The 14306-nt window shown below is 64.4% G+C and carries 13 protein-coding genes and 1 riboswitch; of the genes, 11 read left to right on the top strand and 2 right to left on the bottom strand.

All coding sequences use genetic code 11. From position 1 onward, the window contains the following. The first annotated feature begins 10 nt into the window (after window positions 1-10). The gene (locus tag ACNQFN_RS09425; RefSeq protein WP_418648658.1) at window positions 11-2044 is read left to right on the top strand and encodes a chorismate-binding protein; all 2034 of its coding nucleotides are present in this window, start codon (window positions 11-13) and stop codon (window positions 2042-2044) included. 12 nt (window positions 2045-2056) lie between these two features. Here ACNQFN_RS09425 and cobO read toward each other — a convergent pair whose 3' ends face one another. Together cobO and ACNQFN_RS09415 are read right to left on the bottom strand one after the other, a co-directional pair. Beyond that, complete coding sequence (cobO, locus tag ACNQFN_RS09420) at window positions 2057-2668, bottom strand: cob(I)yrinic acid a,c-diamide adenosyltransferase (protein ID WP_068638377.1); 612 nt, start codon at window positions 2666-2668, stop codon at window positions 2057-2059. A 154-nt stretch (window positions 2669-2822) separates the two neighbouring features. Continuing rightward, window positions 2823-3046: riboswitch (cobalamin riboswitch) on the bottom strand. Between the two features lie 57 nt (window positions 3047-3103). Continuing rightward, window positions 3104-4900: a methyl-accepting chemotaxis protein gene (locus ACNQFN_RS09415; RefSeq protein ID WP_068638314.1), complete on the bottom strand. Its 1797-nt coding sequence runs from the start codon at window positions 4898-4900 to the stop codon at window positions 3104-3106. Window positions 4901-5256: 356 nt separating this feature from the next. Here ACNQFN_RS09415 and lysS point away from each other — a divergent pair, with 356 nt between their 5' ends. From lysS to ACNQFN_RS09365, 10 genes are all read left to right on the top strand, one after another. Next, window positions 5257-6756: a lysine--tRNA ligase gene (lysS, locus tag ACNQFN_RS09410; protein WP_068638316.1), complete on the top strand. Its 1500-nt coding sequence runs from the start codon at window positions 5257-5259 to the stop codon at window positions 6754-6756. Window positions 6757-6930: 174 nt separating this feature from the next. Continuing rightward, window positions 6931-8214 (top strand): tyrosine-type recombinase/integrase, encoded by a 1284-nt coding sequence (locus ACNQFN_RS09405; protein ID WP_418648657.1) that lies wholly within the window; start codon window positions 6931-6933, stop codon window positions 8212-8214. Beyond that, window positions 8204-8560: a hypothetical protein gene (locus tag ACNQFN_RS09400; RefSeq protein ID WP_418648656.1), complete on the top strand. Its 357-nt coding sequence runs from the start codon at window positions 8204-8206 to the stop codon at window positions 8558-8560. The genes ACNQFN_RS09405 and ACNQFN_RS09400 overlap by 11 nt, the downstream gene beginning before the upstream one ends. A gap of 159 nt (window positions 8561-8719) precedes the next feature. Then, the gene (locus ACNQFN_RS09395) at window positions 8720-8950 is read left to right on the top strand and encodes a helix-turn-helix transcriptional regulator (RefSeq protein ID WP_418648655.1); all 231 of its coding nucleotides are present in this window, start codon (window positions 8720-8722) and stop codon (window positions 8948-8950) included. 544 nt (window positions 8951-9494) lie between these two features. After that, complete coding sequence (locus ACNQFN_RS09390; RefSeq protein WP_418648654.1) at window positions 9495-9749, top strand: helix-turn-helix transcriptional regulator; 255 nt, start codon at window positions 9495-9497, stop codon at window positions 9747-9749. Between the two features lie 54 nt (window positions 9750-9803). Beyond that, complete coding sequence (locus ACNQFN_RS09385) at window positions 9804-10118, top strand: phage tail assembly protein (protein WP_418648653.1); 315 nt, start codon at window positions 9804-9806, stop codon at window positions 10116-10118. Window positions 10119-10172: 54 nt separating this feature from the next. Further along, window positions 10173-12767: a phage tail tape measure protein gene (locus ACNQFN_RS09380; protein WP_418648652.1), complete on the top strand. Its 2595-nt coding sequence runs from the start codon at window positions 10173-10175 to the stop codon at window positions 12765-12767. Window positions 12768-12825: 58 nt separating this feature from the next. Then, window positions 12826-13539, top strand: coding sequence for a hypothetical protein (locus ACNQFN_RS09375; protein ID WP_418648651.1), 714 nt, complete (start codon window positions 12826-12828; stop codon window positions 13537-13539). Continuing rightward, window positions 13536-13760, top strand: coding sequence for a hypothetical protein (locus ACNQFN_RS09370; protein ID WP_418648650.1), 225 nt, complete (start codon window positions 13536-13538; stop codon window positions 13758-13760). The genes ACNQFN_RS09375 and ACNQFN_RS09370 overlap by 4 nt, the downstream gene beginning before the upstream one ends. A 21-nt stretch (window positions 13761-13781) precedes the next feature. After that, window positions 13782-14222 (top strand): ogr/Delta-like zinc finger family protein, encoded by a 441-nt coding sequence (locus ACNQFN_RS09365; protein ID WP_418648649.1) that lies wholly within the window; start codon window positions 13782-13784, stop codon window positions 14220-14222. Window positions 14223-14306: the final 84 nt, after the last annotated feature.

Genomic DNA, 14306 nt, shown 5'->3' with positions numbered 1-14306 from the left:
GCCATGCACCGTGTCGTTCCGTCTCATCACGCGCGAGATAGCGCAGGTTGCCGTCCGGCTGCGCATCGATGCGCGCCGCCAGCGCTTCCATGCAGGGCGAGAACAGCGCACCACCGATGCCTGTGAGGCAGGCGCCGAGCAGCATCATCGCCGCCGAATCGGCAGCGGCAAGGCACAGATGGCCCGCGATGCGCACCCGGAGCACACCCAGCGTGCAAAATGCTGGCTTGACTCCCTGACGAGACCCAGCGCCTTCGCCGTGACCAGCCTCATCGATTTCACCGATCCCCGCGACAGCAGCGCGCCGCGCCTGCGCCATGCCTTCGGCCAGCCTCGCACGGTGCTGGCCGCACACAGCCTTGACGAGGTGCGTCCGCTGCTCGATGCGGTCGAGGCCGCCGCCCGCGCAGGCGCCTGGGCGCTGGGTTATCTGCGCTACGAAGCCGCACCCGCGTTCGACGCGGCGATGACCGTGCATGCAGCGGACGGACCGCTGGCCTGGTTCGCCATCCACGACACCCCGCTGCCCTGGAACGGGGAACCGGGGGGCGGTGCAGCAGTGGTCGATTGGCACACCCTGCCCACGCGTGCCGCCTTCGATGCTGCCCATGCCCGCATCCAGCGGGCGATCGCCGACGGTGTGCTCTACCAGGTCAACCACACGGCACAGTTGCGTGGACGGCTGGCGGGCGACGACCGTGGCCTGTTCGCCGCGTTGCAGCGGGCACAGCCGGGCGGGTATGCAACACATCTCGACTGCGGCACCAACGACGGTAACGAGGATCGCGTACAGGTGCTGTCCGTCTCGCCCGAACTGTTCTTCGACTGGCGCGGGAACGAGATCCTGACGCGGCCGATGAAAGGCACGGCCCCGCGCGGTACCACACCCGACGAAGATGCCGCGCTGGCCGCTCGGCTGCGCGCCAGCCCCAAGGAGCGCGCCGAGAACGTCATGATCGTGGACCTGCTGCGCAACGACCTCTCGCGCATCGCCGAGCCGCACAGCGTGCGCGTGCCCGCGCTGTTCCACACCGAAGCCCTGCCCACTGTCTGGCAGATGACTTCCGACGTGGTGGCGCGCACCCGCGCCGGCACGCGGCTCGCCGACGTGTTCGCCGCGCTGTTTCCCTGCGGTTCGGTCACCGGCGCCCCCAAGGTGGAAGCCATGCGCATGATCCGCGCCCTCGAAGGCGGGCCGCGCGGCATTTACTGCGGCGCTGTCGGCGTGGTTCGTCCCTACGTTTCGCCCGACGGCCAGCGCGGCATTGCCGCCACCTTCAACGTACCGATCCGCAGCATCGAACTGAAAGGCAGCAATGCCCGCTGCGGCATCGGCAGCGGCATCGTCTGGGGCGCAAGCGCCAAGGACGAATGGGCCGAATGGGCCGCCAAGCGCGCCTTCGTCGAGCGCGCCAGCGCACCGTTCGACCTGCTGGAAACCCTGGGTCTGCACGGCGGCAAGCTGCGCCACCGCGACGAACACCTCGCCCGCATGCGCGCCGCCGCTGCGCACTTCGGCTACCCCTGGGATGAGTCACGCATCGAGGCCTGCCTCGATGATCTCGTCCGCACGCACGGCCAGGGCGCCTGGCGCGTGCGCCTGCTGCTGAATGCGCAGGGCCTGGCCCGCGCCGAAGCAGCCGCCTTCGCTCCCACGCCGGCGCCGGTACTGCTGGCACTGGCCGACCGCCCCTTTCTCCAGGCGCACAGCGAATTCAGCCGCTACAAGACCACCCGCCGCGCGCACTACGCAGCCTTCGCTCCCACAACGGGCTCGGACGTGTTCGACACCGTACTCTACAACGAAGCCGGCGAAATCACCGAATCCACGTTCGGCAACCTCGCCATGCTGATCGATGGCCGCTGGGTCACGCCGCCCCTCGCCTGCGGCCTGCTGCCCGGCATCGGCCGCGCCGTCGCCCTGCGCGAAGGCCGCGTGGTGGAGGCCGTGGTGCGCGTGCAGGATCTACCGCGCGTGCAGGGCTGGGCCTTCATCAACAGCCTGCGCGACTGGTTGGAGGCACGGCTGGCGCCATCCAACTGACGGCTGGCCAGCTCAGAAGTCGATGCCCGCCTGCGCCTTCACGCCCGCCTTGAAGGCGTGCTTGCGGTCGGCGATCTCGCTGACCGTATCGGCCAGCTCCGCCAGTTCCGGCTTGGCGGCACGGCCGGTGACGATGACGGTCTGGCGCGGCGGGCGGGCGCGGATCGCGGCGATCACCTGATCGGTGTCGAGGTAGTTGTACTTGAGCATGTAGGTCAGCTCGTCGAGCAGCACCAGGTCGAGCGCCGGGTCGGCCAGCATGCGGCTGGCCTGCGCCCAGGCTTCGTCGGCGGCGCGCTTGTCGGCGTCCCAGTTCTGCGTGTTCCAGGTGAAGCCGGTGGCCATGGCGTGGTACTGGACGGCAGTGTCCAGCCCCTGCTTCTGCAGGAAGATGACTTCGCCGGTGGCGTGCGTGCCCTTGATGAACTGCACCACGCCGGCGCGCTGGCCGTGGCCGAGCGCGCGATACAGGGTGCCGAAGGCGGAGGTGGTCTTGCCCTTGCCGTTGCCGGTGATCAGGATGACGATGCCGCGCTCCTCCTGCGCGCGCCCGATGGCGGCATCGACGACTTCCTTCTTGCGCTGCATGCGCGCGTTGTGGCTCTGCTTCTTGTCCTCTTCCATCGGTCCGTCCTCCTTGCCATCGCTGTCGGAACCGGATGGGGAAGAATGACGATGGTGCATGCGCGGCAAAGCCGCAAAGGCGGCGTAGGCGAAGCGCAAGCGGGCTGTCAGGCCCGCGCGACCGATCGGCAGTCCGCCCGCACCCCGGGGCATTCACCTGTCTCGTCGAACGGGTCGGTCTTCTGGCTCGCCTTCATCCGGTTGCCGCCGCCTTCCCGAAGCGCAAGGCTTCAGTGGTCGAAATGGCGGCGCCGTCTGGCTTACAGCAGCGGGGGCTGCGCCGGAATGGCGGGAAAAATGGGCGGCACGCCCCCCCCCCCGCTTCACCGGACTTCCTGTTTCGCTCCGCGCGCGAATGCCCGCGAAAGCTCCCGATCGATGCGGGCCGCACTATACGCCCGCAGCGGTGCCGCGGGCAATGCGCGCGCCGGCGATTCAGTTGCCGAGCAGGCTCTCGACCGGGACACCGATGCGCACATTCCCCCAATGGCGGCTGCCGGCCATGATCGGCATGGCGATGTCGCACAGGATCTCGCCGGTATCGCGGAGGTAAGTCTGCAACAGCAGGGGCTCGGTATTGCGCGCGGCACGCAGTTCGGACGGGCTTTCGAACTTGCGGCAGGTACGGTTGCCCACCAGATCCTGCTCGTAGTTGCCGGTCAGCGGCTGGGAGAATTTGGCGTTGTGCGCCGGCAGGTAGCTGTCTGCATTGACCGCAACGGCGAATACGGCGCCCCGGGTCGAGGCCAGGCTGTCATCGAGCAAGGCCTGGCAGCGGCGGGTGAACTCCTCGCCCCATGCCACACGGAATTTGGGCGGATTGGTGCCGGGGATGGGCTGGTAGCGCCAGTCGAAGATGTCGATGCGGCTGGCGGCCATCTGCTGGAGCTGCTCCTGCACCTCGTCGCGGAAGCGGCGCGTCTGTTCGACGATCCGGTCGAAGGCCCCGCGCCCGGTCTTGAAGCGCGACACCAGTTCCTGCACGCCTTCGGTCGCCTTGGCAAGCTGTTCCGTACCCTGCTCGCTCTCATCCATCTGCCCGGCGACGGTGTGCGACAGGGCATTGATGGCGCTGACCTTCTCATGCACGCTGACGTTGGTGTCCGCCAGCGAGCCCATCGCCGCGGCGATCTGCTCGAGCTGCCTTCCGGTCGTCTCGAACTCGCCCACCATGTAACCGAACTGGGTCGCCGAGCGGTCGACGACTTCGCGCGTCTGCAGCACGTCGGCATTGATCACTTCGTTCTCGTTGCGCGTCTCCGACACCAGTTCGAGCATGCCGTTGATGTTGCCGACGATCTCGGCGGTCGCGTTGTTCACCCGCTCGGCCAGCTTGCGCACCTCGTCGGCGACCACGGCGAAGCCGCGCCCGGCCTCGCCCGCCCGCGCGGCCTCGATTGCCGCATTGAGCGCCAGCAGATTGGTCTGGTCGGCAATCTCGCGGATCAGCACGGCGATCTGCTTCACGCTCTCGGAGCGCTGCGACAGGTCGTCCACGGTGTGGTTGAACGCGGTCACCTTGTCGCTGACGGAATTGATCTTGCCGGCGATGTCCTGCATCTCGTGCAGCGAACCGCGTGCGATGCGCAGATTCTCGGCGGTGGACTCGGCGATCTGCCGTGCGCTCTGCGACACCTGCTCGATGGCGGCGGTGGATGCACTGCTGGCGTCGAACACCGCCGTGGTCATCTGCCCCTGCTCCCGCGCGTGCCTGGCAGCAGCCTCGACGCGCAGCTTGACCTGCACCGCCTCGCGCGCGATGCCGACGCTGGTGGTGCGCACTTCGCCGATGATGTGGCGCATCTTCTCGGCGAAGTGGTTGTAGCTGCTGGCGAGCTCGCGGAACTCGTCATGGGTGATGAGCGGGAGGTCGCGCGAGAAGTCGCCTTCGCCGCGGCCGATCTCCTCGAAGATGCCGATCATGCCGCGGATCGGGCGCACGATCAGGTGGCGCAGGTAGGCGATCTGGCCGAGGATGCAGGCCAGCGACACGGCGCTGATGATGATCATCACCCATTGCCCGACGCCGAGCGCACCCAGGATGCGCGCCGCAAACTCCGGCGCGATGCCGCCTTCGGCCAGCGCGCGGTCGATCTCCGAAGTCTGCCAGGCCTGCACGGCCAGATAGCCCAGGTTGAAGAAGAACAGCAGCAGGAAGCTGCACAGCTTCTTGGTCAGCGTGTTCCAGAAGGTCTTCTCGACAGTCTCGTACAGCTGTCTCAACGTGCTCATTTGGTGTGGTTCCCGAGCTAGAAATCCGTATTCATCAACTGCTTCCGCCCCCTCTATCGGCTCCGGCCGCCTGCACTTGAGAACAGACTTCGGTGCAGAGCGCAGTAGTTTTTGGCGGAATATTCCCTACATCGGGGAGCGAAACAAGGACATAAATCTCGTTTTTGGCAAATAAAGCAGCCGACGACGTGCGAGCGCCGCGTCACTGTCCGCCATTCCGGCCGCTCTTTCGCCGTTCCCCACCCCTTCCGGCCGCAGCCTCGCAATTGCCCTGCCTGCGCCGGCCTGCGACAATCACGCCTTTGTCGCCGGCGCCATGCCGGCGCCCACGCATCCTCATCTCCCGAACCGAAAACATGTCCGATCAGACGAATACCCCGCCGCAGGACGAAAACCACCTGATCGCCGAGCGCCGCGACAAGCTCGCCGCCTGGCGCAGCAGCGGCCGCGCCTTCCCCAACGACTTCTCGCGCGAGAACACCGCCGGCAAGCTCGCCGAGCTATACGGCGACAAGGAAGCCGAGGAACTGGAAGCACTGCCGGTCGAAGTCAAGGTGGCCGGCCGCATCATGCTCAAGCGGGTGATGGGCAAGGCGAGCTTCGTCACCATCCAGGACCTGTCGGGCCGCATCCAGCTCTACGTGCAGCGCGACGGCGTCGGCGAGGACGTCTACGCCCAGTTCAAGACCTGGGACATCGGCGACATCGTCGGCTGCGTCGGCACCGTGTTCAAGACCAAGACCGGCGAGCTGTCGGTCAAGGCCGACGAGATCCGCCTGCTGACCAAGAGCCTGCGCCCGCTGCCGGACAAGTTCCACGGCCTCACCGACGTCGAGCAGAAGTACCGCCAGCGCTACGTCGACCTGATCGTCAGCGAGCAGTCGCGCTTCACCTTCGCCGCGCGCAGCCGCATCGTGCAGTCGATCCGCAACTACATGACCGGCCACGGCTTCCTCGAAGTCGAAACGCCGATGATGCACCCCATTCCCGGCGGCGCCACGGCCAAGCCCTTCGTCACCCACCACAACGCGCTCGACATGGAACTGTTCCTGCGCATCGCGCCCGAGCTCTACCTGAAGCGCCTGGTGGTGGGCGGCTTCGAGAAGGTGTTCGAGGTCAACCGCAACTTCCGCAACGAAGGCCTCAGCCCGCGCCACAACCCCGAATTCACGATGATGGAGTTCTACGAGGCGTACGCGAACTACCGCACGCTGATGGACTTCACCGAAGGCCTGATCCGCCAGGCCGCACGCGAGGCACTGGGCGCCGAGAGCTTCGTCTACCAGGGACGCGAGCTGGACCTGTCCAAGCCCTTCCACCGCCTGACCATCGTCCAGGCCATCCGCAAGTACCACCCGGAATTCACCGAAGCACAGTTGGCCGACGCCGAATGGGTCAGACAGCAGATCGTCGCCTTCGGCGAGAAGGTCAAGCCGGGCGGCCTCGGCAGCCTGCAGTTGCAGCTGTTCGAAGCCTGCGCCGAAAGCCAGTTGTGGGAGCCGACCTTCATCATCGACTACCCGGTCGAAGTCTCGCCGCTGGCCCGCGCCTCGGACAGCGACCCCGAGATCACCGAGCGCTTCGAGCTCTTCATCGTCGGCCGCGAGATCGCCAACGGCTTCTCCGAGCTGAACGACCCCGAAGACCAGGCCGCGCGCTTCCGCGCCCAGGTCGAAGCCAAGGAGGCCGGCGACGAGGAAGCCATGTACTTCGACGCCGACTACATCCGCGCGCTCGAATACGGCCTGCCGCCGACCGGCGGCTGCGGCATCGGCATCGACCGCCTGGTGATGCTGCTGACCGACTCGCCGTCGATCCGCGACGTCATCCTGTTCCCGCAGATGCGGCCCGAGTGATATTCGAGACGGTTCGCTTCGGTTCGGATGAAATCACCAAACCCGCGCAGCCACTGGCTTTGCGGGTTTTTTGTTGTTCGGCACAGTTCGGCAAAGTTCGTCCCCGGCCGCGTCAATCTGGGGGTATATTTGGGGGTATCTACAGCGTCATAAATCGCGGGAACACGACTGCCCATGCCACTGACAAACGTCGTCATCACCAAAGCCAAGCCCAGCGATCAGGGCAAGAACATCAAGCTCGCCGACGGTGGCGGGCTCTACCTCCTGATCACACCCAAGGGCGCCCGGTACTGGCGGCTGAAGTACCGCTTCGCCGGCAAGGAAAAGCTGCTCGCCCTCGGTGTCTTCCCGGAAATCTCGCTGAAGGACGCCCGCGCCCGGCGCGACGCCGCCCGGCGGTTGCTCGATGAAGGAATAGACCCCTCGGAGAAGCGGCGATCAGACCGGGTGGCCGCCCGTGTCGCTGCCGAGTCGAGCTTCAAGGCCATCGCGCTCGAATGGCACCAGGCGCGCGCCGCCGAGTGGGCGCCACGCCATGCGGCGAGCGTGCTGCGGACCTTGGAGATCTACCTGTTCCCCGATCTCGGCACGCGGCCGATTGCAGAGATCGAACCGATGGCGCTGCTCGACGTGCTCCGCAAGGTCGAGCGTGCCGGCAAGCTCGACACGGCCAAGCGCCTGCGAGAACGCGCCGAAGCAATCTTTCGGCTGGCTGTCGCTACCGGCCGGGCCCGCCACAACCCCGCAGCGGAGTTGACCGACGCCCTGAAGGTGAAGATCTCGAAGCCCCGCCCAGCCCTCCGCCTGGACGAACTACCGGCTTTTCTGGTGGCGCTCCGCGATAACCGCTCGCTCACACCACACACCCGAGCGTTGTTTCTCGTTGTCATCACCTGCTTCACACGGATCGGCGAGACGGTTCGCGCCGAGTGGGATCACGTCGACCTGCAGAACGGAATCTGGACCATCCCCGCGCAGAACCGGAAGATCAAGACCACCCTGAAGCACATCACGCCGCCTCATGTCGTTCCGCTGCCGGCGCAGGTGCTGGACGCCCTGTTGCAGCTACAGGCCCACCCGCAGGCCGGTTCCTACGTCTTCCCCAACCATCACAAACCTCGTTCGCACATGAGTGAAGCAACGCTGCTCAAGGCGCTGGAGCGGATGGGCTACGGCGGCAAGAACACCGAGCACGGCAATGTGGTGACGCACGGCTTTCGCGCAACGGCCTCAACCATCCTCAACGAGGCCGGCTTCAATCCGGATGCGGTGGAGCGCCAGCTCTCGCACCGCGAGCCCAACCAGGTGCGTGCGGCCTACAACCGCGCCGCCTACCTGGAAGAACGGCGCCGGATGCTCCAGTGCTGGGCAGACTACCTGGACATGCTCACAGCCGAAGCCCGCGTACTGCCACTGATTACGGAAACCAACGATTCACGGAGCCCATATGGCGCATGACATAGAGAAGCTTTTCCAGTCCATTCAGGAAGAGCGTGATGGTCGGCTTGACCCCAGGGAGATCATAAATGACGCCCTGAAGATGCGGGATTTGATCCAGCGGGAGCGCGACGCACGCTTAGTGCAGGCACCTATGGCTCAAGGGCGTATGTTCAACGGGCCGACCTACGCAAAGCTTGAGGCTGCGCTAATAGCTTTCCCGGGGAAGTACGGGAACAGTAAGCCAAAGCTCGACGCCGATGTGCGTCCGTGGCTTCAGCAGGAGTTCGAGTGCTCTGCTCGCGAAGCTTCTGTCTTTGGGGCAATCCTTGCCGAGCACTTCAGCCTAGACAGGCGATCAAGATAACCAAGCAGCACATATTTTCCCATCAGGTAAAGCGCCGCTGCCCGACAGGTAACCCCAAGAACCTGTTATCCAATACCTTTTGCCTGACGGGTTATTCGGAAAACATGATTCGCCATGCCGCGCCACCCCGGCGCACTCCATATCAACGGAGATCACCGCATGGCATCACACCCCTTCCCTACTGCTCTCGCAGAGTTCGACACCCTTCCCGATAGCGCTCACGTCGACGTCAAGGTCGTGGCCACCCTGCTCGGCCGCTCCATTTCTTCCATCTGGCGCGATGTACGTGCCGGCGGCCTCATCGCTCCCGTCAAGGTTGGGCCGATGTCTCCGCGCTGGAATGTGGGTGCGATCCGCCGCCACCTCTCCGACTTGAACACTCAAGCATGAGCACGGGCGGAGATCGTGAAGAATCCACATTCCGGCGTAGTCCGTCCCAGTTCGCGGAACCGGCCCCAACAGCAACAAACCTCCCATAACCGCACCATTTCCAGGCAGCAAGCGGATCGGCCAAGCCCCCCGAGGCTTGAATCATTCCGCATCGCACGCAAAGCCCACGGCCGCTTTCTCAGCCCTTGGCGGCCATGGACTCGATCCTGGACTGCGGCGCGTCATTTTCCGCTATTTGAAAAGCGCGCAGGCGTGGCGGGGGGTGCGCGCGCCGGGTGTCGGGACGGGGGGCTGGGCTGGCGCACCATGATGGTGCTCGATGGTCGGGGGGGCGACAGGCAGGCGCGCGCGGCCTTCTTCACCTGGCCCGTTTCGCCACGACTCGATGGCTTCAGGCCCCTATTTTCTCGCCTGTCGTCTTCGTCGTGCTGTGAGGTGCTTCCTCACAGCACCCCGGAATGCCGCCCCTTTCGGCGCCTCTTTACCATGGGCTTGCCGGTTCGCATACAGCGGGCCGGTACGAACCGAAAAGGAGAAACCCCCGATGCCCGAGAGCCTTGATAAAACCATTCCTCCGGGATGCGGCACCGCCCGCCGCCAGAAGCAGGCGCCGCGGGAGCGGTTCATTCGCGTCGGAGAGGTGTCGGCCATGATCGGGCTTGGCAAAACCACCATTTATAAATACGTCTCCGAGAGGCGCTTCCCCACGCCGGTGGCGCTGGGGGGTAATCGGGTGGCTTGGCTGGAGTCTGAAGTTCTGAACTGGATGTGTGAGCGTGTCGGCGCACGAAAGGCCTGAACGACAACCCCTGCGGCTTCTCCTTCTCGTATTTCACATTCACCAGGATCAATCATGAATCGCGACATCACCATCCAACTGGACACCCCGCTGCAGCGTGGAAATCAGACCCTCACCGAGATCACCCTGCGCAAGCCCAATGCGGGCGAACTTATCGGCATCTCACTTGCTGCGATGCTGCAAATCGATGTTGAAACGCAAGCGACCCTCCTCCCGCGCATCAGCACGCCGACGCTTACACGGCCCGATGTGCTCCGCATGGATCCGGCCGATCTCCTGCAGCTCGGGCTGGTCGTAGCCGCCTTCCTTACGCCGAAGCCTCGCGACGCCGCCGCACCTGCCCCCGCGCAGGCTGAAACCACCTCCTGACAACGCATGCCGGCTACGCACTGACGCCGCCGGCCAACCGGGAGTATCCGCACTGTGAGCAACAGGGAATTGCGGCTTGAAGTCATCCTCAAGGCGATCGACCGGGCCTCCGGGCCACTGAAGAATATCGTCGGCAGCAGTTCCGCCGCGGCGCGGGCAGCTAAGGCCGCCTCCGATGAATTGCGGAATCTGCAGCGCCAGCAGCGCGACATCGGGACGTTCAAAGAACTGCAAAGCGGCTTGCAGGGCACGTCCGAACGCCTGAACGCCGCGCAGCAACACCTGCGGGAAATGAAAGCGAAGCTTCGAGCCGGAGGCGGCGACGCCGACAAGTTCCGGCGGGACTTCACGAAGGCAAATGAAGCAGTGCGCGACCTGACCCAGCGGCTGCAGGATCAGCGCAAGGCGCTCGCCCCTCATGCACAGAAGCTGCGCGAAGCCGGTGTCAACATCGCCAGGCTTGGCGCGTACGAATCCGAACTGAAGGACAAGACGGCCGCCGCGACCGATGCCCTTCAACGGCAGCGCAAAACCCTCGAAGCAGTCGGCGTCGCCAGCAGCCGCTACGCCAAGGCCATGGCCGCCCGCGATGCGATGGCAGGCACCGGGCTGCGCCTTGGCGCCACCGGCGCGGCCATCGGCGGCGCGATGTCGGTCCCGATCCGTGCCTACTCCGAGGCCGAAGACGCCGCGACGCAATTGCGCGTTGCGATGATGAAGACCGGTGGCCAGGTCGCCGCCGAGTACATGCGCATCAATGAACTGGCGATACAGTTGGGCGACAAGCTGCCCGGCACCACGGCCGACTTCCAGAACATGATGACGATGCTCATCCGTCAAGGCATGGCGCCGAAGGCCATTCTTGGCGGCCTTGGCGAAGCAACCGCCTATCTTGGCGTGCAGCTCAAAATGTCCTCTGAAGAGGCCGCCGAGTTTGCTTCGAAGTTGCAGGACGCCACGCGCACGGCCGAGGGCGACATGATGGCGCTGATGGATGTCATCCAGCGATCCTTCTACGTCGGCGTCGACAAGGGCAACATGCTCAACGCCTTCGCCAAGCTGGCGCCGGCCCTGGACACCATCCGGATGAAAGGGCTTGCCGGCGCGAAGGCACTCGCCCCGATCGTCGCGATGGCCGACCAGTCCGGCATGCGGGGCGAGGCATCCGGGAACGCGCTGCGGAAGGTTCTTCAACGCAGCATGAGCACCGAATATCTGAAGATCCTGACCGACGGTCTGAAACTGTCCAAGGGGATCGATCTCAAGCTCGACTTCACGGACGGAAAGGGAGAATTCGGCGGGCTGGACCAGATGTTCCAGCAGTTGGGACAACTCAAGAGCCTGAACACCGAAAACCGCCTTGCGCTCATCAAGGACATCTACGGCGATGACGCCGAGGTGACCCAGATCGTCTCCCTGCTGATCGAGAAGGGAAAGAGCGGCTACGAGGAAATGCTGCAGAAGATGGCCGACCAGGCGGCCATCCAGGACCGTGTCAACGCCCAGCTCGGCACCCTGAAAAATCTGTGGGAGGCGGCAACCGGCACCTTCAGTAATTTCATGGTCGCTGTCGGCGAATCCATCGCCCCCGAACTCAAAGCGCTCACCACGTGGCTGGGAGACGTGGCGAGTGCGGCCCGACAGTTCGCCGTCGAACACCCGGCACTGACCAGCGGCATCATGAAGACGGTCGGTGCGATCGGCCTGCTCACTGCCGGCCTTGGTGCTGCTCTGCTCGGGCTGGCCGCAATCGCCGGCCCCTTCGCCCTGGTGCGCTACAGCTTCGCCGTGGCGAACATCATGAGCGGCGGCCTGGCCGCCAAGCTGCTGGCGCTCGCAAGAACCGCCCTTCCGGCAATCGGAAGCGGGCTGCTCTGGCTGGGCCGGCTGTTCCTCGCCAATCCCATCGGGCTCGCCGTCACCGCCATCGGCGGCGCCGTCTATCTCATCTATCGCTACTGGACCCCGATCACTGCATGGTTCGCTTCGAAGTGGGCGTCCGTCAAGGCGGCATTCAGCGGCGGCATCGCCGACATCAGCGCGCTGATCATCAACTGGAGCCCGCTCGGGCTGTTCTGGCGCGCCTTCGCCGGCGTGCTGAACTGGTTCGGCACTGAGCTGCCCGCGACCTTCACCGGCTTTGGCGGCATGCTGATCGACGGGCTGACCGAGGGCATCAGGTCGAAATGGAACGCCGTGCAAGCCGCCGTGAAAGACATCGGCGCCAACCTCACCGGCTGGTTCCGCAGCGATCAGGAAATCCGCTCGCCAAGCCGCGTCTGGGCCGAGCTGGGGGCTCACACGATGGCCGGTCTCGCGCAGGGCATCCTGCAGGCGCAGGGCCGTCCGCTGTCCGCGATCACGCAAACAGCCGCCCGCCTGACCGCGGCCGGCTCCATCGGCCTGGCCAGTGCCGGCGTGGCCTTCGCCTCGCCCGCAGAAATGGGCATCAGCTTCGACAACCGCCCACCCGTCTCCACAAGGGCCAGCGGCACGGCCGCGCCGATGCACGTCAACTACACCATCAACATCAACGCAAGTGCAGGAACGGACGAAAGAGCCCTGCGCGCGCTGTTCCGCGATGAACTCGAACGCCACAAACGGGAGCTGGAGGCCCGCGCCCGCTCACGCCTGGCGGACGATGATTGACAACCGCCCCGACTCGCCCCCCCCACCATCCATCCATTCAGTTCATTGGAAATCCCCGATGCTCAAAACGCCAGAACACCAAGCCAAGATCGATGAAATCGTTACTCGACTGCAAACGGAATATGCCGAATTCGATCAACAGCGCAAATTGCTGACGAACCTGGAAGAGAACCGCGGCTCTCTTCGCGCCGCATCCGCTGCCGCCGAAGAAGAGGCCCGGCAGCATCGCGACGAATTACGGGATCTATTGCGCGAGACGGCCGGCAAACCCAACCGCAAGATGCAGCAGAAGGCAGCCGAACAACGCGGGGCGATCGAACTGAGCGAAGACTATGCATTGATCGCCGCAGAGACCGATGCTGACATCAAACGCACCCTCATCCAGATGAGCGGCCCTGCACAAAGAGTGGTCGAACTCCGGAAAATCCTTTTGGAAACGTTCGCTCAATGCCTTCTTGTTGAGGTCATCGAAGAAATCTTTACTCGCTTGAAGGTGGTTTTCGACATCCGGCTGAAGCTTGAGAATGCCGACCCCTTCAATCACCGTGTGCTTGCTTACCAGGGTGATGAGAAAGAGATGGTGAAATCCGATCTGCTCGATACCGTTTCATCCATGATCGGATTTACCGACCCACCCGCTGAACTTCCGGACGATCTCGACGCGGTTCTGAAGGCAACAAGCCTCGGCAGCTTCAAACCACTCTCACCGGGTCAACGAATGAAGCTCATCCGCGAATTGGATTCTTCTCCCATCACCATGGAAAAAGCATGAACACACTCACCGTCCACTGCCCCTCATGTGGCAGCCCATCGCACCTCTCGGAAACCAATGCCGATCCCCAAGGCACGATCAGCGCCGCCTTCAAGTGCTCGAATACCGCCTGCCGCGGCGAGTTCGGCGGCGTCCTCACGCTGACGCGCGGATTGCCGCCGGGGCTTCTGCGCTTCTCCAGCGGCGCCGGTCGGCAGGACGCGTATTTGACCGACTGCTGATCTCATCACATAGGGGGCAACATGTGCGAACGCTGGTACGGCATCGACCTGGACGCGCCCCGGTTCCTCTCTCTCGAGGATTACCAGGGGCATTTGAACAACATCGCCAATGGAGATAGGGGACGCATGATCTTCAGATGCCCGCACTGCGGCAGCGTTTCACGCATGCGCACCAGTGAAACGCTTTCTCCACTGCTGAAGGAGGCCTATTACCGGTGCGACAACCTGGTATGCGGGCACTCATTCAAGGTGATGGTGGAAGCCGTTCAAACCATATCGCCATCATCGCGCCCGATTCCCGAAATAGCCGCCATTCTGGAAAGGAAACCCGCCTCTGAGCCCCCACCGAGTCAGGAGACACGGGAAAGGATGGCCCGGCTGGAGCGCCAGGCACGGGAGATGGAACGCCAAGAACGAGTGAAAAAGATTCAGTATCGCATGAACAGCCGAGACGCCCCCTAGCGCACTCCCAGCCCCAGAAAAAGAACAGGCGCCCGAAGGCGCCCGACAAAATAGAATAGCTGCATCACCAGCCAATCATGACGA

This window comes from Thauera butanivorans (assembly GCF_048398245.1).
In the GTDB taxonomy this organism is placed as follows: Bacteria; Pseudomonadota; Gammaproteobacteria; order Burkholderiales; family Rhodocyclaceae; genus Thauera; species Thauera butanivorans.
This window is presented reverse-complemented; position numbering and strand designations above follow the sequence as displayed.